This is a genomic window from Caballeronia temeraria (assembly GCF_001544795.2).
GTDB classification, from domain to species: domain Bacteria; phylum Pseudomonadota; class Gammaproteobacteria; order Burkholderiales; family Burkholderiaceae; genus Caballeronia; species Caballeronia temeraria.
In genome coordinates, this window is the sequence record NZ_FCOI02000023.1 from 35,603 (window position 1) to 55,797 (window position 20,195).

The window sequence follows — 20,195 nt, forward strand, 5'->3', positions numbered from 1 at the left end:
TATTTCTCATTTGCATCATTTCGCTCCCAACGTCTTTTCGAGCGGAATCACGCGGCTCACGCCATAGAAGATCGCGAACACGCAGATCAGCAGCACCACGCTCACCGAGCTTGCCGCGCCCCAACTGTTATAGATCTCGACGTTGCGGCTCACGATCATCGATACCATCATCGACTTGCCGCCGCCCATCAGTTCAGGCGTGATGTAAAAGCCGAGGCACAGCACGAAGACGAGCGTGACGCCCGCGAGCACTCCGCTCATCGAGAGCGGAAGAAACACACGCAAGAACACATGCACGGGCGAACCGCCGAGACTCGCGCCTGCCTGCGAGAGATTCGGCGGAATCTTTTGCATCGCGGAATAGAGCGGCAGCACCATGAACGGCAAGAGGATATGCACCATCGCGATGATCGTGCCGAACTGGTTATAGGAAAGCTGCAACGGACGATCGATCAAACCCATGCCGAGCAGCGCCTTGTTGACGAGACCCGTACGCTGCAACAGCACGAGCCACGCATACGTGCGCACGAGCACGCTCGTCCAGAAAGGCAGAATCACCATGCCGAGCACGAGCGCGCTCCATCGCGGCGATATCGACGCCGCGAAATAAGCGACCGGATAGCCGAGCAGCAGCGCAATGGCCGTCACGATGAAACTGAGCTTGAACGTCAGCAGAAACGTGTCGAGATATGCGCCGGTAAAGACGCGTTTGTAGTTCACGAGCGAGAACACGCCATCGTGATAGAACGACTGCCACGAGAGCCACGCGAGCGGCACCACGAGCAGCACGACGACCACCAGCAGTGCAGGCGCCATCAACAGCAGCATCGTGCGGTCTTCGCGACGCTGATGGCGCACCGATGGATCGATGGTCGCGGATTGCATCACGGCGGTGTCCTGGAGAATCCGTTTGGCTGTGGTCATCATGCACCTACGGCGTCGAGAAACTGATACCACGCGGCGACGAGCCTCACGCCCGGCGCGCGCAACGCGTGAAACGGCACGGGCCGCAGGCCATCTTGCGCGAGCAACGCAAGCTCCGGCTTTTCGCCCAATGCAAGCGCCGCGGCGTGCCGGCCGATCAGGCTCGCCATCGCGACGCCCGCGCCGTTGTAGCCGAGACAGAACGTAGTCGCATCGTCGCTGCGGCCCACATGCGGCAATGCATTGAAGGTCATGCCGACATAACCCGACCAGCGATATTCCACCGCCACGTCTCGCAGTTGCGGAAAGAGCGAGACCATCGCGCGTTGCAGCGCATCGAAGCCGGTCGGCTCGCCTTCCTTGCCGAACGCATCGCGTCCGCCGAACAACATGCGGCCATCGACCTTGCGGAACCACTTCATCATGCGGCGCGTTTCGGTGTAGCTGCGCCGATGGATCATCAACTGCGCATCGACTTCCGGCGATAGCGGCGCGGTCGCGATCATCGCGCTTCTGAAGGGCACGAGCTCGCGATGATACGAAGCCGTTGCATCGGTGAGATTCGAATACGCGTTGGTCGCGACGATGACCTGCTTCGCGCGCACCGTGCCACCGGGCGCTTTCAAGAGCACACGGCCGCCCCGTTCGCGCGACATGTCGATGACAGGCGTCGTCTCGTAGATCGGCACGCCGCGCGCCCTCAGACCGGCCGCGATACCGCGTACGTATTCGAGCGGCAGTATCGTGCCCGCATCCGCGCTCAACACGCCGCCGACAAAGCCCTTCGAGCCCGTCTCATGTTCCACTTCGGCACGCGATAGCACGGTCATCGACGTATCGTCGAGCGTCGTGCGAACCCAGTCCGCTTCCGCGCATATCGACGCGAGCGCGCGTTCCGTATGCGCGCAACGCAGGCTGCCCGTATGCTCGAATCGCGCGCGTTCGAGCTTGAATTCGTCGATGAACGCCTCAACCGTGCGCACGCCATCATGCGCGAGCCGATGCATGCGCTTCGCGACATCGATGCCGTGCGTGCTCGCTATCGTCGGAAACGAGAGGCGAAACTTCGACGACACCACGCCGCCATTGCGCCCGCTCGCGCCCCAGCCGACAGGATTCGCATCGAGCACCGCGCATTCGACGCCGCGCTTTTGCAGCGCATAGGCGGCGCTCAAGCCCGAATACCCCGCGCCGATGATCGCCACGTCCACGGCGATATCGCGTGCGAGCGGCGCGCCCGTGCTCTGCGGCGCGGCCATCGCCCGCCACAGCGAGTCCGGTTGCGGGCGTGATGGTGTCGTCGGGGCGCGCATCGTTATGCGGCGGCGCGCACTTCATCGTCGACGGCATCCGCGAGCGCGGCAAGCGTCGCGAACTTCCACGTCGGCGCGGTCACGGTCTCGGGCACCGGCGTCGCGCCGAAGCCCTTCATGCCCTGACGGCGCTCGATCCAGCATGTCGAATAGCCGAGCTTCGTCGCGATGCCGATATCGTGATACTGGCTCTGCGCCGTATGCAGAATCTCCTCGAACTTGTAGCCGAATGCGGCTTGACGTCCACGGTTATAAGCGAAGAATTGCGGGTCCGGCTTGGCGACGCCGGTTTCATCGCAGCAGACGGTATCGTCGAACGGATCGCCGAGCGTGTGCGCATACGCCGACAACGCAACGCGATCCGCATTAGTCATCGCGACGAGACGGAAGTGCTTGCGCAGACGCTTCAATGCGGCGACCGAATCTTCGAATGCGGGCCATTCGAGCACATCGCGTTGAAATGCGGCGGCGGATTGCGCATCGTCGGGCAGGCCGAGTTGCTTCGCGAGATAGAGATACACGTTCGCCATCTCATGACTCGACCGGCCCGGATACTTCGCGCGTCCTTCCATGTATGGCTCGAAGATCTGGTCGTCAGTGAGGTCCTTCGCCTTCGGTCCGCCCAGACGGCGCACTGAATCGAGCACGCCCTTTTCGAAGTTGATCAGCGTGCCGACGACATCGAACGTCAGGACCTTGAAATCGGTGAGATTCATTGCTTCATCCTTTACCGGTTGCGTAACTACGTTTGCAGTCGAAATCGCCCGTGCACAGGCGGTGAAAAGAAATCAGGCCGACACGACGATCGTGTCTTGCGGATCGAGCGCGACCGTCATCGACGCACCCGGCGCGGGAATGCGCTTGCGCGCCTCATGGCTGCCGGGTTGGCGAAGACTGATCGCGGTGCCGTCGGCGAGCGCGGCGAACACACGCAGGCTCTCGCCCTGATAAAGCACTTCGGTCACGCGGCACGACAGGCGGTTCGCATTCGCATGATGGTTCTCGCCGTCGATGACGAGCTTTTCCGTCTGCACCGCGAGCAGTAACTTTTCGCCGCGCGGCAAGGGATGCGCGGTGCGCAGGACCGTATCGCCGAGACGCACGGCATCGTCGCCGGCGCGCGTGACGTTGAGCATCGTCGCTTCGCCGATAAAGCTCGCGACGAATGCATCGCAAGGACGATCGTATAAACGCTCGGGCGTGTCGATCTGCACGAGCCTGCCGTCCTTCAGCACGGCGACGCGATCGCTCATCGTGAGTGCTTCGCGTTGATCGTGCGTCACGTTGACGATGGTCGCGCCAAGCTGTCGATGCAGTCTGCGCAATTCGATCTGCATCGTCTCGCGCAATTGCTTGTCGAGCGCGGACAACGGCTCGTCCATCAGAATGAGTTGCGGTTGAAACACCATCGCGCGCGCGAGCGCCACGCGTTGCTTCTGTCCGCCGGAAAGCTGATGAATGCCGCGGCTTTCGTAGCCGTTTAGCTCGACCATCGCGAGTGCATCGGCGACACGTTTCGCCCATGTCGATTTCGGCTCGCGACGCGCGCGCAACGAAAACGCAACGTTTTCGCCCACCGTCATATGTGGAAAGAGCGCGTAGTTCTGGAACACGATGCCGATATCGCGCTTGTGCGGCGGCGCAAATGTAATGTCACGCTCGCCGACCCACACGCTTCCCGATGTGGGTTGCACGAAGCCGCCGAGAATGCCCAGCAGCGTCGTCTTGCCCGAACCCGAAGGCCCGAGCAGCGAGACGAATTCGCCCGGCGCGATATCGAGCGACACGTCATCGAGCGCGGTCAGCGCGCCGTAGCGCTTGGTCGCTGACCTGATCGACACTCCGGTTTTAGCGCGTGCGTCCATGTCGTTCGTCTCGTCGAAGAAGAGAGAGGTTGGGAAAATACTAAGTCGCGATGTTTTTGACGGCAATTCCAAAATTGTTGGATCGGGCATAACATGAAGTCATGCCAAACCTTCGCAAGAAACTGCCGAGCGCCAATGCGCTCTTCGTGTTCGAGGCGGCCGCGCGCTGCGGTAATTTCACGCGCGCCGCGCAAGAGCTTTATGTCAGTCAGCCCGCCGTCAGCCGCATGCTCGCGCGCATGGAAGACCATATCGGCGTGCGGCTTTTCGAGCGCGTGCGCGGCGGTATCGAACTGACGGAAAGCGGCGAGATTCTTTATCGCAAGATTTCCGAAGGCTTTAGCGGCATCGAAAGCGCGATCCGCGAAATCGAAGCGCGCGCGACAGGCATCGAAACGGTCACGCTTTCGGTGTCCACTGGCTTCACGACGCACTGGCTCATGCCGCGCATGAGCCGTCTGAATCAGGCGTTTCCTTCCGTCGATTTGCGGTTTCAATTGATATCCGGGCGTATCGGCGGGCCGCTCGTCGATGTCGATCTCGGCATGCGCTTTGTGCACGATGAAGAGATCGACGAACACGCGGTGCTCGTGATGCCCGAAACGCTCTTGCCGCTGTGCAATCCGCGCTATCACGAACTCGCGCAAGCGGACGCGGCGCGCGAGCATGGCGATACGGTCATCGTGATGGATGATGAAGAACGCGGCTGGCACGAGCGTTTTCATGCATTCGCTTCAAAGGAGCGTCATGCAGCGGGCATGTTGCGCTTCAACGATTACGCCATCGTCGTGCAGGCGGCATTGCTCGGACAAGGCGTCGCGCTTGGATGGCTGAACGTGACATCGCACTGGCTTGCGCAAGGTGCGCTCGTGCCGGCCGAAGAAGAACTGATCGTCACGAGCCGGCGCTGCTGCCTGCTCACGCCGCCGAACAAGCCGATGCGGCCCATCGTCGCCAGCGTGCGTGAGTGGATCATTCAGGAAGCGTTAAGCGACATGCGCACTGTCGAAAGCAAATACCCGCGGCTGGGATTGCGCGACGCGCTTCAACAAACCGGCGTCGGGCTTGGCTGAACGCGCCTTTCTGCGCGCCCGCTCGACGAAAGCGCTCGGCGTCATGCCGCAAAAGCGCTTGAAATGCCGCGCCAGATGACTCTGATCGAAGAAACCCACTTCCGTCGCGACGACCGATCCCGGCACGCCTGCAAGCAACAAGGTCTGCGCGCGCCGCACGCGCAACTCGCACAAGTACTTGTACGGCGAAAGCCCGAATTGCTCGCGAAATACAGTCGCGAAACGCGACACGCTCAACGCCGACAGATCCGCGAGTTGCGCAAGGCTCACGGTCTTGTCGAAATTGGCTTCGATATAGGCGCGCGCGTCGACCAGATTGGCTTGGCTCATGGCGAAGTCTCGGATGTGATGGATTCGGCGTGCGTCGACGAAGCGCGCTGAAATCGTCTGATGGAAAACGATGAGAGATCGATCGGCGTGCTGCCCGTATCGAGCAATTCGGCGAGCGTTTCGCCCACGCCCGGTCCGATCTGAAAGCCCGATCCGCTGAAGCCGAACGCATAGAAAAGACCATCGGCTTTCGAGCTTGGGCCGATCACCGGCTCAGAATCCGGCAGATAACTTTCCACGCCGCTCCATACGCGAATCACATGCAGCGGGCGCATGGCGGGCACCATGCGGCAGAACTGCGCCATCTGCGCGACGGTGTTCTCCGGCAAAACCGATGCGCGCCGCGTGCCTGCATCGGCGGGACCGGGCGGGCCGCCGCCGAGCACGATATTGCCGCGCTCCACTTGCCGGAAATAGACGCTTTCTTCCTTGATCGACGTGTACACGCCCATCGAGTATTTGAAGACGTAAGGCACGGGTTCCGTGACGGCCATTTGCGGGCCGCGCGCGACGAGCGGCACGGGTTCGCCGAATTGCGTCGATAGCGTATCGGCCCACGCACCCGCGCAAATCAGCACTTGCTCCGCGCGATAAACATCGCCCGTTGCGGTCTCCACGCGAAAGCCGCCCGCTTCCTTTTCGACACGCACGACTTCCGTGTTCTCGACGATGCCTGCACCGAGCCGCGCCGCCGCACGTCCGAACGCGGGCGCGGCGAGACGCGGATTCGCGTGGCCATCGAGCGGCGAAATCGATGCAGCGAGCACGTCGCGGCCGAGGAAAGGAAAGCGCTTGTACATGGCCGCGCCTTCGAGCACTTCGAGATCGAGACCGTAGGCGCGCGCATCGGCTGCATAGCGATGAAAGTACTCCGCGTCATGCGCGTGATAGCACACGCGCGTATGTCCCGATGGCAGGAACTCGACATCCTCGCCGAGCAATTCGCGCGAACGCCGCCACGTTTGCAGCGCGCGATTCGACATCGCGAGTTGTTCGAGCGCGCGGCCTTGCCGACGCACGCCGCCGAAGTTCACGCCGCTCGCTTGCTGTCCCGTGAGGCCCCGTTCAAGCAGAATCACCGAACGCTTGCGGCGACGCAAGAAGAAAGCGGTCGTCGTGCCGACGATACCGCCGCCGATCACGATCACATCGGCGCGCTTGCTCATTCGCTCGTCTCCATGTCCTTGTTCGGCGCGAGCGCCATCGGCAGAGGTTTGACCGGCGCCTGGCCGCGCAAACGGCCGACAGCTTCGAGCGGCACGCGTGCTTCGGCCGCGATGACTTCCGCGCCCGCATGCGCGCAGAAGCGGCCCTGGCATCGACCCATGCCGACGCGCGAGAAGGCCTTCGCGCGGTTCGCTTCCTGCGCGCCCATATCGTTGACGACGCGGCGCAACTCGCCCGCCGTGATCGATTCGCATCGGCACACGATGGTGTCATCCGGCAATGCAGCGGCGAATCGTGCGGGCCACGGAAACGCGGCGCGCAAGCCAGCAGCGAAGCGCGTGAAGCGCGACAGTTGCATGCGCAGCTTGCTGGCTTCGTCCTCGTTGCGCGTCATGCCGATGTCTTTCAACACCGCTAACGCCGCGAGACGTCCCGCGCTCTCCGCTGCATCGGCACCGCGCACGCGCGCACCATCGCCTGCGAGATAGACACCCTTCACGTTGCTGCGGCCGTCTTCATCGGTGATCGGAAGCCATTGCTGCAACGCCTGATCGAAGCGGAATTCGCAGCCCGCGAGATCGGCGAGTTGAGTCTCGGAACGCAAGTGATAGCCGAGCGCGACGGCATCGCACTTCACGTCGAGCATCGCACCATCGGCCTGCCTCACGCGCACGCCTAGCACGCCACGCTCCGGCGTTCCTCGAATTTCCACCGGCGTGATGCCGCGATGAACCGACACGCGCGCGTCCTTCAACACACGCATCAACGCGATGCCCTTCTTCAACGTCGATGGAATCGCGAGCAATTGCGGCAACGCGCGCACGCGTTGCGCGAACGTCGATGTATCGAGCACGGCGGCGACCGTCGCACCCGCCTTCACGTATTGCGCCGCGACGAGATAGAGCAACGGCCCTGTGCCCATCATCACGACGCGCGAGCCGATCGCGCAGCCCTGCGATTTCAGCGCGACCTGCGCACCGCCCAGGCTATACGCGCCTGCGTGATGCCAGCCGGGAACAGGCATCAGGCGATCGGTCGCGCCGCTGCAAATGATGAGCGCATCGAACGCGAGCCTGCGATGACGCGCGCCACTCATGGTATGCAACGCATTCGCTTCGATGTTCCACACGAGCGTATCGGGCATGTAGTCGATCTTCGGGCGCAGCGCATCGAACGCTTCGTGCAACGCGTGCGCGCGTGGCGCTTCGGTGCCGTACAAGGTCTCGTATGTGCGCGTGAATCCTTCTGGCTGACGACGATAAATCTGCCCGCCATCGCGCCTGCCTTCATCGATGACGATGGGGCGCAGGCCCGCTTCGACGAGCGCCTGCGCCGCGCGCACGCCCGCCGGTCCCGCGCCGATCACGATCACAGTCGCGGCCATACGCCCTCCTGTGCTTGCGCGAGACGCGTGATGATCGACATGCCTTCGGCCGCCGGTGTCGTGCATGCGCGCACACGCTCGCCGTCCGCGGTCCACACCCAGCAGTCCTGGCATGCACCCATCACGCAGAAGCCCGCGCGCCGGCCATCGCCGAACTCGGAATCGCGCAAGGCTTCCTGCGATGTGAGCAACGCGACCATCAGCGTGTCGCCTTCGGATGCAAGCGCGCGCCTTCCGTCGATGACGATTTCGAACGTCCTGCGCCCGTGCTCCGCGACTCTCACGAAACGTCCGCTCATGCCGTCACCGTTTCCGTCGACTGCATGCGCGCGAGATCGTCGGCGCTGTGATGACACAAGATCTGCGCGCCCGAGGGTAGCGTCTTCTTCGCGGGCGGCGTCACGTTGCACTTGCCGTCGATACGCGCAGCGCAGCGCGAACGGAAGCTGCACAGCTCGGGCGCATCGCTTTCCGGTCCGAGCACGGGCAACGCGCCGAGCGCCATCGCGCGACGCGAATCCAGCCAGCCGGGATGCAATGCGGGCACCGAATCGACGAGCAAACCCGTGTACGGGTGATACGGTGGATGCGAAAGCGCATCGCGCTGTCCCGCTTCGACGCACTGGCCCGCATACAGCACGATGACTTCATCGCAAATGGCGCGCACCGTCGAGATATCGTGACTGATGAACATGTACGACACATTCAGTTCGCGACGCAGTTCCGCGAGCAGATCGAGAATCGCGGCGCCCACGACCGTATCGAGCGCGGACGTCACTTCATCGCAGAGAATGAGTTCAGGCTTCGCCGCCAGCGCACGCGCGAGATTCACGCGCTGCTTCTGTCCGCCCGACAAACCGCCCGGCTGACGCTTTGCAATCGATGCCGGCAGCTTCACGAGATCGAGCAGTTCAAGCATGCGCTTTTGTGCCGCCGCACCGCGCAGGCCGTGATAGAAATTCATCGGCCGCGCGAGGATATCGGCGATGGTGCGGCTCGGGTTCAGCGCGGTATCCGCGTTCTGAAACACAATCTGCACACGACGATATTGCTCCAGCGTGCGCTCCGACAACTTCGCGGGCAAGGGCTTGCCATCGAGCAGCACGTCGCCGCGCGCACGATCGACCAGACCCGCGATCACGCGCGCGAGCGTCGTCTTGCCCGAACCCGATTCACCGATCACGCCGAGCGTGGCGCCGCGCTCGATTTTGAGGCTCACGTCATCGAGCACGCGCACGGCGGGCATGCCGTTCGCATCGACACGTCCATAGCCCGCGCTCAGATTGCGGATTTCGAGCAGCGGCACGTCGCGCGTTTCATCGGGCATCGCGAGCTCGACTTCGGGACGGCGCCGCGCCGCGAGCAATTGACGCGTGTATTCATCGGCGGGTGCATCGAGCACTTGCGCGGTCGCGCCGTTTTCGCGCACGCGTCCGCCATTCAATACGACGATGCGATCCGCCATCTGCGCGACCACAGCGAGATCGTGCGACACGTACACGGCCGTCGTTCCGAGTTCGCGCACCACGCCCTTGAATGCGGCGAGCACTTCGATCTGCGTAGTCACGTCGAGCGCGGTGGTCGGTTCATCGAAAACGACGACAGCGGGATCGGTGATCAACGCCATCGCCGCCATCAGTCGTTGCAACTGACCGCCCGACACCTGATGCGGATATCGATCGCCGATCGTCTCGGGATTCGGCAACGCCAGCGAGCGAAACAGGCCGATGGCTTTCTCGCGCGCCACAGCCGGCGTCATGAGCTTGTGCAGCAACGCGGGCTCGGTGACCTGATCCATGATCGTGCGCGCCGGATTGAAGCCCGCCGATGCGCTCTGCGCCACATATGCGATCGTGCGTGAACGCAGTGCGCGGCGGCCCTTCGCATCGAGCGACAAGACGTCCGTGTCGCCGATCTTCACCGAGCCGCCCGCGATCGAGCAACCGCCGCGCGCATAACCGAGCAGCGCGAGCGCGATGGTCGTCTTGCCCGAGCCCGACTCGCCGATCAGCGCGAGCACTTCGCCCTTCTTCACCGTGAAGTCGACGCCCTTCACGATCTCGATGACGGGGTCCGGCGCCGCGCCTGCAACGACGCGCAGGCCTTTCACTTCGATCATGTTAGTGCTCGTTGTCGTATTCACTGGCCGCCTCCATGCGAACGCGCGCCATGACGACGCAAACTGTCGATGAGCAGATTCACGCCTACCGTCAGCGTCGCGATGGCGACCGCGGGCATCAGGACGGCGGGCGCGCCTTCCGCCAGGCCGCCAATGTTCTCGCGCACGAGCGAGCCCCAGTCCGCGTTCGGCGGCTGCACGCCAAGCCCGAGAAAGCTCAGGCCCGAGAGCAGCAGCACGATGAACACGAAGCGCAGGCCGAAGTCCGCGAGCATCGGATGAATCATGTTGGGCAGCACTTCCACGCGCGCGATATAGAAGAGCTTCTCGCCGCGCGCTTTCGCCACCTGCACGTATTCGAGCGTCATGATGTTCACCGCGAGCGAACGCGAAATGCGGAACGCACCGGGAATGTACGCGAGCGCGGCGACCATCATCAGCATCGGGATGGACGAGCCGAATGCGGCGATCACGACGAGCGCGAGAATCTTGCTCGGGATCGAGATGAGCGCATCGAACAGGCGGCTCAGGACTTCATCGACCCAGCGCCCCGACACGGCGGCGACGAGACCGAAGAACGTGCCGATGACGCTCGCGGCGACCGTCGCTGCGAGCGCGAGACCGACCGTGTACTGCGTGCCGTAGAGAATGCGGCTCAGCATGTCGCGGCCGAGATAGTCGGTGCCCAGCAGATGCGCCGCGCTGTACGAGCCGAAGATTTCCGTCGACGTGAATGCGCCGCCTTTATACGGTGCGACCACCGGCCCGATGAACGCAATGGCGAGCCAGAACACGACGATGAAAAGGCCGATCAGCCCAAGCACCGAAAAGCGGCTGACGAGCCGGCTCAACAGGCCGCGTCTGACGACCACGGGCGCCTGCTCCTGCGGCGCGTCGGCGGGCGGTTGATCGTATAGCACGGTCGTGGCGTGAGAAGAGACGTTCCGATTCATCGTTGACGCAGCCTCGGGTTGGAGACGATCTGAGCCAGATCGGCGATGAGCACGAGCGCGAGATAAGCCGCGCAGAAGACCATCACGCAGCCCTGCACGAGCGGCATGTCGCGATTGGTGACGGCATCGACCATCAGGCTCGCGAGCCCGGGATAGTTGAAGATCGATTCGACGATCACCACGCCGCCGAACAGATACGACAGCGACAGCGCGACCGCATTGGCGATCGGCCCGATGGTGTTCGGCAGCACGTGCCGCAACACGACGCGCATCGGCGAAGCGCCTTTGAGCAAGGCCATCTCCACATACGATGCATTGAGCTGATCGAGCACGGCGGCGCGCGTCATGCGCGCCATCTGCGCGACGATCACGCAGCACAGCGTCATCACCGGCATCGCATACGTGCGCACGAGCGCGCCGAACGACGAGACATCCGACAGATACGACAACGCCGGCAGCCAGCGCAGCTTCACCGCGAAGATCAGCACGGCGATGGTCGCGACGAGAAACTCGGGCACCGCGACCGTCGACAGCGTGAGCACGTTGAGCGCGCGATCGAGCAGCGAGCCGCGATACATCGCCGATGCAATGCCGATGAACAACGCGAGCGGCACCGACACGAGCGCGGTCAATCCCGCGAGCACGAGCGAGTTCGGCAGACGCGTGGAGATGAGTTCGCTGACCGGCAGATTGTTCGACAACGACGTGCCGAAGTTGCCCGTCACCACGTGCAGCAGCCATTGCAGATAACGCGTGACGGCAGGCTGATCGAGGCCGAACTGATGCCGCAGCGCCGCCACCTGTTCGGGCGTCGCTGCCTGACCGAGCGCCTGCTGCGCGGCATCGCCCGGCAAGAGACCGGTGATGCCGAACACGATCATCGACACGATCAGGAGCGTGAGCAGCGCGAGGCCGAGGCGCGCGGCGATGAGTCGTTGCGCATGAGCTTTCATCGGATATCGCCTCTCGTTTGAAGGGTTGACATCGTGCGCCGCGCGGGTGAACGCGACGCACGTCCGCGGCTACATCACGCTCAGGCTTCGAGCCACACGTTCTCCGCAAACATCCAGCCCATCAGACCCGCGAGCGGAATGCCGCTCAGGCCCTTGAGCTTCGTCGTATGCGCATCGAGCGAGCTCTGGAACATCGGAATGCCGATGCCGCCATCCGAATGCACGAGTTCCTGCATGTCGCCGTAGATCTTCTTGCGCTTCGCATCGTCCGGCTCGCCACGCGCGGCGACCAGCATCTGGTCGAACTGCGGGCTTTTCCAGTTCGCTTCGTTCCACGGCGCATCGGACTTGAAGAACTGCGTGAAGATCACGTCCGCGCTCGGGCGCGCATTGATGTTGCCGAAGCCGAGCGGATGCTTCATCCAGTGATTCGACCAGTAGCCGTCGGACGGCACGCGCGTCACTTGCAGATTGATGCCCGCTTGCGGCGCGACCTGCTGCATCAGCACGGCCATTTCGACGGAACCTTCCGCCGCCGGCGACGCGTACACCTGAATCGGCGTGCTGCCGAGCTTCGCCTTCTGGAAGTGGAACTTCGCCTTGTCCGGATCGAAGCCGCGTTGCGGCAGACCTGCCATGTAGTACTTGTTGCTCGGATCGATAGGCTGATCGTTACCGATCGCGCCATAGCCGCGGAAGATCGTCTTGCGCATCTGCTCGCGGTCCATCAGGTACATCATGCCGCGGCGGAAATCCGCATTGCCGGTGATGCCGCCATCGTCGCGCATGATGAGATCGGTGTACTGGCCCGTCTTCGTTTCCAGCACCGTGAAGCCCGGCGTGCCTTTGATGCGGTCGGTCGAACGCGCGCTCACTGCGTTGATGAGCTGCACGTCGCCCGACATGAGCGCATTCACGCGCGCGGGTTCGTCCGCGATGCCGATCAGCTCCACTTCATCCAGATGCGGCATGCCCGGCTTCCAGTACTTCTCGTTGCGCACGCCGACCGTGCGCACGCCCGGCGCGAATTCCTTCAGCTTGAACGGGCCCGTGCCGACCGCCGTCTTGAAGTCCGTCGTGCCGTCCTTGATGATGAGGAAGTGCGAGTCCGCGAGAATCACCGGCAGGTCCGCGTTCGCGCCGGAGAGCGTGATCGTGAGTTCGTTCGGGCCGGTCGCCTTGATGTCCTTGAACTGATCCGCAAGCGTCTTCGCCTTCGAACCGACCGCCGGGTCTTTATGGCGCATCAGCGAGTAGATGACGTCCTGCGGCGCGAGCGACTTGCCGTCGTGGAATTGCACGCCGCTGCGCAGCTTCACGACCCACACGGTCGCGTCTTTCGTCTCGAGCGATTCGGCGAGCGCCATCTTCGCGCCGAGATGATTGTCCAGCTCGGTCAGGCCGCTGTAGAACATGAACGCACGCGCGTAGTCCGTGCCGAGCGCGCCCTTGGCGGGATCGAGCGTATCGGCGGCGGAGGACGACTGCGTCGCTACGCGGATGCGCCCGCCCTGCTTCGGCTTGTCCTGCGCGAAAGCCGCGCCGCTCGCGGTGAGAAGCCCCGCGCCCGTCATCGACATGAGTCCGCCCGCGGCCATCGCGCGAAGGACGTTGCGTCGCGACGCGCCACGGCGCGTCAGTTCTTCGAGGCGTTTGCCGGCATCGGCGTGAACGAGTGCTTCAGGCGATTTGTCGATGCTCATGAACTTCTCCGCGATAGGGGCTGTGGATGTTCGACGGCTTGTTTATTGGTTGAAGGCCGTCTGTTTTTGCTTTCGATACATCAATAGAACACGTCTTTGATCGAGTAATACGCGCCGACGAGCGGCAGAAACCAGGGCTTGCCCGTATGACCCGGAATCGCGGGCCAGTCGAAATCGCGCCACGGGTTGGCCTCCGCGTTGCCGTTCATCACGTCGGCCATGATCTGGCCCATGTGTGTCGACATCTGCGTGCCGTGGCCGCTGTAGCCCATCGAGAAATAGATGCCGTCGTGCTGGCCCGCGCGCGGCAGGCGATCCGCCGTGATATCGACGAGACCGCCCCAGCAATAGTCGATGCGCGCATCAGCCAGGCTCGGGAAAATCGCTGCGAGATTGGCTTGCAGAATGCGTCCGCTCTTTGCATCCGATGGACGCTCCGACGCGGTGAAACGCGCGCGTCCGCCGAGCAGCAAGCGTGCATCGGGCGTCACGCGAAAATAGTTGTGCATGAGGCGGCTCGTCGTGTACGAGCGCCGTTGCGGCAAGAGTTGCTGCAATCGTTCCGCAGGCAGCGGCTCGGTCACGATGATGAACGAGCCGACCGGCGCGAGCCTGCGCCGATACCACGCGAACGGGCCATGCTTCGACGGTCCCGTTGCGATCAGCACCTGCTTCACGCGCAAGGTGCCCCGCTTCGAATCGATACGATAAGCGCCGCCTTCCTTCGTGATCGCCGTGACTTCGGCGTGCTCGTAGAGACGCGCGCCTTGTCTCGCCGCCGCGTTCGCGAGGCCAACGGCGAACTTGCCCATATGCATCTGTCCGCCATGACGTTGCAAAAGCCCGCCGTAGAAGGCATCGGATTGCACTTCGCTGCGGACCTGCTCGCGATCGAGCAGTTCGATGTCGGGATCGACTTCACGCCGGATGAGATCGGCGGTCGTCGCGATGTGTTCGAGATGATGCGGCTTCGCGGCGAGCTTGAGCTTGCCCGATGCGAGATAGTCGCAATCGATGTTCTCTTCGCGAATCAGACGCTCGACGGTGCTCACCGCCGCCGCATACGCACGATAACAACCTTGCGCGCGCTCGACGCCGAGTTGCGAACGCAGCGCCGCGTAATCCTGCGCGACGCCCGTGTTGCACTGACCGCCGTTGCGTCCCGACGCGCCGCCGCCCATGCGCCCGGCATCGAGCACGACGACCGATGCGCCGCGCTTGCCCAACGCGAGCGCCGCCGACAGACCCGTGAACCCGCCGCCGATCACGGCGACGTCGGCCTGACCGTCCGCCGGGCCTTCGCACGTCGAGATCATCGCGGGCGCGGTGTCGAGCCAGTAAGAGTCGAGTTTCATCGGCATCGCTCGCGTGTAGGGGCTTCGCTCACAGACCGAGTTGGCCGGCGAGATCGCCGATGGTGTCCACTTCGTAATACTCGTAGTACGGCGTGCCCGGCTCGTGGCCGCGCTTCACGAACGCCTTGTGCTTGATGCCCATGTCGTGTGCGGTCATCAGGTCGTAGCGCAGGCTCGATGACACATGCAGCACGTCTTCCGGATTGCAGTTCAACTGGTCGAACATGTACTCGAAGCCTTGCATGCGCGGCTTGTACGACTGCGCCTGCTGCGCCGTGAACACGCGATGGAACGGCGCGCCGAGCTTGTCGACGTTGCTCTGAATCTGATCGTTCGATGCGTTCGACAGAATCACGAGCTTGTACTTCTTCGCGAGACGCGAGAGGCCTTCCGGCACGTCCGGATGCGGGCCCCAGGTCGGCACGGCGAGGTAATACTTTTCGGCTTCGGCTTCGTTGAATTCGACGTTCATGCGCTCGCATGCGCGGCGCACCGAGTTGACGATCACGTCGCGATAAGGCTTCCACGCGCCGAGCACTTCGTCGCGGCGATAGCCCGCGAAGAACTTGACGAACTGCTCGAGGTCGTCGCCTTGCAGACGGTCGGCGTACATCTCGCGGGCCATGTCGGCCATGCGGAATTTCGTCAGCGTGCCGTAGCAGTCGAACGTAATGTACTTCGGCTCGAAATCGATCATGGTGTCAGTCCTGTCGTGTGTTGGTTAAACAAAAAACAGCGAAGTGTTGAGAAAATTTAAACAAGGCAAAAATGACTCATGGCGTTGAATGCGTGCCTCGCGGCGACATAAGTCATGCGTTTTGATCCTCCGTCACAGCACAAAATGCGGCGCGCTTCGAACGATCGTGCGCTTCAGACTTCCGTGTCGATGAGCACGCTCTTGAAGCGCAGATTTGCCTCATAAGCCTGCCGCCCGAGATCCTTGCCGATGCCCGAGCGCTTGTAGCCGCCCGTCGGGATGACGAAATCGCTGGTACGTCCATAGCGATTCACCCATACGGTGCCCGCTTCAATGCGGCGCACCATTCGCAGCGCGCGGCCGATATCCGCCGTATGCACGCCCGCAGCCAGTCCGTAGTCGGGATGTGCGGCGAGTTCGAGCGCTTCTTCTTCGATATCGAAGGACTGCACGGTGAGCACGGGATCGAAGATTTCACTGCGCACGGCATCGCTTTCCTGCGTGACATCGCATAGCAGGGTCGGCGCATAGAACGCGCCGGGCGTCGCGGCATCGGCACGCTTGCCGCCGCATCGCAAGGTCGCGCCGCTCGCGATGCTGCGCTGAACGATTGCATCGATGCGCTGCGCCTGCGTCTCCGAAATGATCGGCGACAAGGTCGTGCCGGCGGCCCATGTCGCGCCCGCCTTGAGTTCGCTGAATGCCTGTGCGATGCGATCCGTCAGTTCTTCAGCAACGCCGCGTTGCACGAGCAGTCGCGAACCCGCGACGCACACCTGTCCCGCGTTCCCCGTGATCGCACCCGCGATGCGACGCGCGACTTCATCGATGCGCGGTGCATCGGCGAATACGATTTGCGGGCTCTTGCCGCCCAGCTCCAGCGTGACGGGCTTCGTGCCGGTTTCGGCGCACGCGGCCATGATCGCGGCGCCCGTGCGCGTCGATCCGGTGAACGTCACCTTGCCGATGCGCGGATGACGCACGAGCGCATCGCCGGTCGTGCGGCCATCGCCCTGAACGACATTGAAGATGCCCGGCGGGACGCCCGCTTCGAGCGCGAGCTCGGCGAGGCGCAACGCGCTGAAAGGCGTCATCTCCGAAGGCTTCAGCACGACCGCGTTGCCCGCCGCGAGCGCGGGCGCGGTCTTCCATACGCCCATCACGAGCGGAAAATTCCACGGTGCGATGGCGCCGATCACGCCATACGGTTCAGCGATCGTCATGCCCAGATGCCGATGATCCGTCGCCGCGACATCGCCGCCGATCTTGTCGGCGAGCTCTGCATAGAAGCGGATGCTCTCGGCGGTGAACGGCACGTCCCAGTTATAGGCATCGCGCACGGGACGCGTCGAGCCGATGGCTTCGAGCGGCGCGAGATTAGCGGCATCGGCGGCGACGAGATCGGCGAACTTGCGCAGCACGCGTGCGCGCTCGCGTGGCGCACGGCGGGCCCAGTCGCTCTTCTTGAACGCGTTGTACGCGTTCTGCACGGCGTAGTCGATCATCGCGTCATCGGCGACGGGCACCGATGCATACGCGACGCCATCCGACGGACGCGATACCTCGATACGCGACGCGCCCGCATCGATCAATTCGCCGCCGATGAAGTGCCCGCTCCTGATGACGATGCTGGCAGGATCGAACCGGTCCATATGCGTGAGTCCTCCTCGGGGATGCTGCGTTGACATGGCTCTATCGTAGGACGAGCGCACCGGCATATTTCGCCGACAAAATTGCCGATTCAGCACAGCGCGCGCGTTCTTGACGCGATAACCTGCGGTTTTGCGTTGCACCACGCGCGACAGGAAGATCGTCCTAGCCATGCGCGCTTCGCGGTGTCACAGTCACGGTAAATGTCTTCAAACTGAGGAGGCCGGCGTGCCTGACTCGAACCATAACGAAGTGGTCGAATACCGGGCTTTCACGCTCGATGACATCCCCGCGGCGCACGCGTTGTCGGCGTCCGTCAAATGGCGGCATCGCGCGGACGACTGGCGCTTCGCGGCGCGCATCGGCAGCGGCTTCGCGGCCGTCGACAGCCAGGGCGCGCTCGTCGGCACGGCGTTCGCGTTTCAGTTTGGCACGGACGCGGCGACGCTCGGCATGTTCATCGTCGCGCCGGAACATCAGCGGCGCGGCATCGGGCGCGGCCTGCTCGACCGACTCAGAGCGAAGCTCGGATCACGCATGCTGCTGATCCATGCATCAATTGAAGGCAAGCCGCTTTGCGAGGAACGCGGCTTCGAATACATCGACACCATTCATCAACATCAGGGCGCGGCCTTTCAGCCGCCGCTCGTTTCGCTGCCGCCGGGCGAGCGCCTGCGTCCGATCGGCGCGAAGGACACACCGCGTCTCGCCGCGCTCGCATCGCGTGCGAGCGGACTGGATCGCACGGAACTGCTGCCGCAATTGCTCGATGTTGCGAGCGGCATCGCGCTCGATCGCGACGGCGAGCTGATCGGCTTCGCGCTCTTCCGGCGTTTCGGCGATGGCCATGTGATCGGTCCGGTGATCGCGCCGGAATCGCCGGACCGGAGCCGCGCCAAAGCGCTGATCAGCTATTGGCTCGCGCTGAACGCGGGCATGTTCGTGCGCGTCGACACGCCATTGCGTTACGGCTTGTCGTCGTGGCTCGACGGGCTCGGGCTGCCGCTCGTCGATACGATCGATCAGATGGCGCTCAACGGCACGCCATCCCCCGATGCGACGCTCACGCAATTCGCGTTGACGAGCCAGGCAGTGTGGTGATCGATCACGCCTTCGCGAGCCAGGCAAACTCCGCGAAGCGATAGCCCATCACACGTCCCGAAGGCGTGCCCTTCAAGCCGCGCAAGTTCGAGCTTTGCGCGTCGATGAAGTTGATGAACGCGGGAATCACGAGGCTGTTCTTCTCGAAGACGATGGTCTGCATGTCGCCGTACATCTGCATGCGCTTCGCTTCGTCGCGTTCGCGACGCGCCTGCGTGAGCAGTTGATCGAACTGCTCGTTCTTCCAGCCGGACTCGTTCCAGTTCGCGTTCGAGCGGAAGAACTGCGTGTACAGCAGATCGAGCGTCGGGCGCGGCAGGATCGAGCCGTAGGTCATCGGATACTTCATCCAGTAGGTTGTCCAGTAGCCATCGGCGGGCACGCGGCGCACGTTGATATCGACGCCCGCCTGTTTCGCGGCCTGCTGAATCAGCATCGCCGAATCGAGCGCGGTCTCGACAGATGGCGGCGCGATGATTTCCGCGCGCGCACCCGGCGTGCCGGCCTTCTTGAAGTGAAACTGCGCCTTGTCGGGATCGTATGCGCGTTGCGGCAATCCCTTCATGAAGTACGGATGCCACTCCGGCACCGGATGATCGTTCGCGAGCGTGCCGTGGCCTTGCAGCATCACGTTCACGATGCGCTGGCGGTCATGCAGGTACTTGATGCCTTCGTTGAAGTCCGCGCTTTTTGTCGGCAGCATGTCCTGCCGCAACGCGAGATCCGAATAAAGTTGCGACGGGCTTTCCAGCACCGTCACCTTGCCCGTCTGCTTCAGGCGCTCGACGTCGCGCGCGGGCAGCGGCGAGATGAGTTGCACATCGCCCGCGAGCAGCGCATTGGTGCGCGCCGCATCGTCGCCGATGCCGATGATCTCCACTTCATCCAGATACGGACGTCCCGGCTTCCAGAAGTTCGGATTGCGCGCGCCGATGCAGCGCTGCGCCGGCGTGAACTCCTTGCACTTGAACGGGCCCGTGCCGTTGCCTTTGGAGAAATCCGTCGTGTTCGCGGCGACGATCACGAGATGCGGAATCGCGAGCAGCGCAGGCAGATCCACATTCGGCTCGGTCAGCACGATCTCCACTTTCAGCGGTCCCGCCGCCTTCACCGCGCTGATGCCATCCGCGATCGATTTCGCTTTCGAGCCGGTCGCCGGGTCTTTGTGGCGCATCAGCGAGAACACGACATCTTCTGATGTGAGCGGTTTGCCGTCGTGGAAGTGCACGTTGGGCCGCAGCGTGACGGTCCATGTCATGAAGTCGTCGGATTCGAGCTTTTCCGCGAGCGCGTTTTGCGTCTTGAAGTCGGCGTCGAGTTCGGTGAGGCCGCTATAGAACATGTAGGCGCGCGAATAGTCGCCGGTATGCGTGCCCTTCGCGGGATCGAGCGAATCCATCAGCGACTGATTCGCGAGCGCCACGCGGATGCGCCCGCCACGTTGCGGCGTGGGTTCGTTCGCGGCGAACGCGAGCGACGATGCGCCCGGCAAAATCAGCGTCGCGGCGCCCGCGGCGGCCAGCGTTTTTATCGCCTTGCGGCGGCCAGGATCGGCGACAACGAAGTCCTTCGGCAATGTCATGGTCAGCCTCGCTCGGTCATGTCGTT

At 63.3% G+C, this 20,195-nt stretch carries 18 protein-coding genes; 2 read left to right on the top strand and 16 right to left on the bottom strand.

What is annotated here, in order from left to right; all coding sequences use genetic code 11:
- Nucleotides 1–15: 15 nt before the first annotated feature.
- The 4 genes from AWB76_RS26990 to AWB76_RS27005 form a co-directional block, all read right to left on the bottom strand.
- Nucleotides 16–927, bottom strand: coding sequence for an ABC transporter permease (locus AWB76_RS26990; RefSeq protein ID WP_061163190.1), 912 nt, complete (start codon nt 925–927; stop codon nt 16–18).
- Complete coding sequence (locus AWB76_RS26995) at nt 924–2,237, bottom strand: NAD(P)/FAD-dependent oxidoreductase (protein WP_061163191.1); 1,314 nt, start codon at nt 2,235–2,237, stop codon at nt 924–926. Before AWB76_RS26995 ends, AWB76_RS26990 begins: the two co-directional genes overlap by 4 nt.
- Before the next feature lie 2 nt (nt 2,238–2,239).
- Nucleotides 2,240–2,953, bottom strand: a complete 714-nt coding sequence (locus tag AWB76_RS27000) for an HAD-IA family hydrolase (protein ID WP_061163192.1) — start codon at nt 2,951–2,953, stop codon at nt 2,240–2,242.
- Between the two features lie 72 nt (nt 2,954–3,025).
- Nucleotides 3,026–4,102 (bottom strand): ABC transporter ATP-binding protein, encoded by a 1,077-nt coding sequence (locus tag AWB76_RS27005; RefSeq protein ID WP_061163193.1) that lies wholly within the window; start codon nt 4,100–4,102, stop codon nt 3,026–3,028.
- A 101-nt stretch (nt 4,103–4,203) separates the two neighbouring features.
- On the opposite strand from AWB76_RS27005, the gene AWB76_RS27010 reads away from it, so the two are divergent.
- Nucleotides 4,204–5,175 carry a LysR family transcriptional regulator gene (locus AWB76_RS27010; protein WP_061163194.1) on the top strand — a complete coding sequence of 324 codons (972 nt, stop codon included), beginning with the start codon at nt 4,204–4,206 and terminating at the stop codon, nt 5,173–5,175.
- On the opposite strand, the gene AWB76_RS27015 is transcribed toward AWB76_RS27010, so the two are convergent.
- The 11 genes from AWB76_RS27015 to AWB76_RS27065 all read right to left on the bottom strand — a co-directional run bounded on the left by AWB76_RS27015 (nt 5,089) and on the right by AWB76_RS27065 (nt 17,488).
- Nucleotides 5,089–5,505: a helix-turn-helix domain-containing protein gene (locus AWB76_RS27015; RefSeq protein ID WP_061163195.1), complete on the bottom strand. Its 417-nt coding sequence runs from the start codon at nt 5,503–5,505 to the stop codon at nt 5,089–5,091. The two genes, AWB76_RS27010 and AWB76_RS27015, sit on opposite strands and share 87 nt — an antisense overlap.
- On the bottom strand, nt 5,502–6,671 hold the full coding sequence (locus AWB76_RS27020) for an NAD(P)/FAD-dependent oxidoreductase (protein WP_061163196.1): 1,170 nt from the start codon (nt 6,669–6,671) through the stop codon (nt 5,502–5,504). The genes AWB76_RS27015 and AWB76_RS27020 overlap by 4 nt, the downstream gene beginning before the upstream one ends.
- Nucleotides 6,668–8,056: an FAD/NAD(P)-dependent oxidoreductase gene (locus AWB76_RS27025; protein WP_061163197.1), complete on the bottom strand. Its 1,389-nt coding sequence runs from the start codon at nt 8,054–8,056 to the stop codon at nt 6,668–6,670. Before AWB76_RS27025 ends, AWB76_RS27020 begins: the two co-directional genes overlap by 4 nt.
- The gene (locus AWB76_RS27030; RefSeq protein WP_061163198.1) at nt 8,041–8,355 is read right to left on the bottom strand and encodes a (2Fe-2S)-binding protein; all 315 of its coding nucleotides are present in this window, start codon (nt 8,353–8,355) and stop codon (nt 8,041–8,043) included. Before AWB76_RS27030 ends, AWB76_RS27025 begins: the two co-directional genes overlap by 16 nt.
- Nucleotides 8,352–10,175: an ABC transporter ATP-binding protein gene (locus tag AWB76_RS27035; RefSeq protein ID WP_061163199.1), complete on the bottom strand. Its 1,824-nt coding sequence runs from the start codon at nt 10,173–10,175 to the stop codon at nt 8,352–8,354. Before AWB76_RS27035 ends, AWB76_RS27030 begins: the two co-directional genes overlap by 4 nt.
- Before the next feature lie 20 nt (nt 10,176–10,195).
- Entirely contained in the window at nt 10,196–11,128 is a 933-nt protein-coding gene (locus tag AWB76_RS27040) for an ABC transporter permease (RefSeq protein WP_061163200.1), read from the bottom strand.
- Entirely contained in the window at nt 11,125–12,081 is a 957-nt protein-coding gene (locus AWB76_RS27045) for an ABC transporter permease (RefSeq protein WP_061163201.1), read from the bottom strand. The genes AWB76_RS27040 and AWB76_RS27045 overlap by 4 nt, the downstream gene beginning before the upstream one ends.
- Before the next feature lie 80 nt (nt 12,082–12,161).
- A complete protein-coding gene (locus AWB76_RS27050; RefSeq protein ID WP_061163202.1) occupies nt 12,162–13,784 on the bottom strand; it encodes an ABC transporter substrate-binding protein in 1,623 nt (540 codons plus the stop codon).
- An 80-nt stretch (nt 13,785–13,864) separates the two neighbouring features.
- Nucleotides 13,865–15,139, bottom strand: coding sequence for an NAD(P)/FAD-dependent oxidoreductase (locus tag AWB76_RS27055; RefSeq protein WP_061163248.1), 1,275 nt, complete (start codon nt 15,137–15,139; stop codon nt 13,865–13,867).
- Between the two features lie 28 nt (nt 15,140–15,167).
- Nucleotides 15,168–15,836 carry a haloacid dehalogenase type II gene (locus AWB76_RS27060; protein ID WP_061163203.1) on the bottom strand — a complete coding sequence of 223 codons (669 nt, stop codon included), beginning with the start codon at nt 15,834–15,836 and terminating at the stop codon, nt 15,168–15,170.
- A gap of 173 nt (nt 15,837–16,009) precedes the next feature.
- Nucleotides 16,010–17,488, bottom strand: a complete 1,479-nt coding sequence (locus AWB76_RS27065; RefSeq protein WP_061163204.1) for an aldehyde dehydrogenase family protein — start codon at nt 17,486–17,488, stop codon at nt 16,010–16,012.
- A gap of 226 nt (nt 17,489–17,714) precedes the next feature.
- Between AWB76_RS27065 and AWB76_RS27070 the strand changes: the two genes are divergently transcribed.
- Nucleotides 17,715–18,587, top strand: a complete 873-nt coding sequence (locus AWB76_RS27070) for a GNAT family N-acetyltransferase (protein ID WP_061163205.1) — start codon at nt 17,715–17,717, stop codon at nt 18,585–18,587.
- A gap of 4 nt (nt 18,588–18,591) precedes the next feature.
- On the opposite strand, the gene AWB76_RS27075 is transcribed toward AWB76_RS27070, so the two are convergent.
- Nucleotides 18,592–20,169, bottom strand: a complete 1,578-nt coding sequence (locus AWB76_RS27075) for an ABC transporter substrate-binding protein (protein ID WP_061163206.1) — start codon at nt 20,167–20,169, stop codon at nt 18,592–18,594.
- Nucleotides 20,170–20,195: the final 26 nt, after the last annotated feature.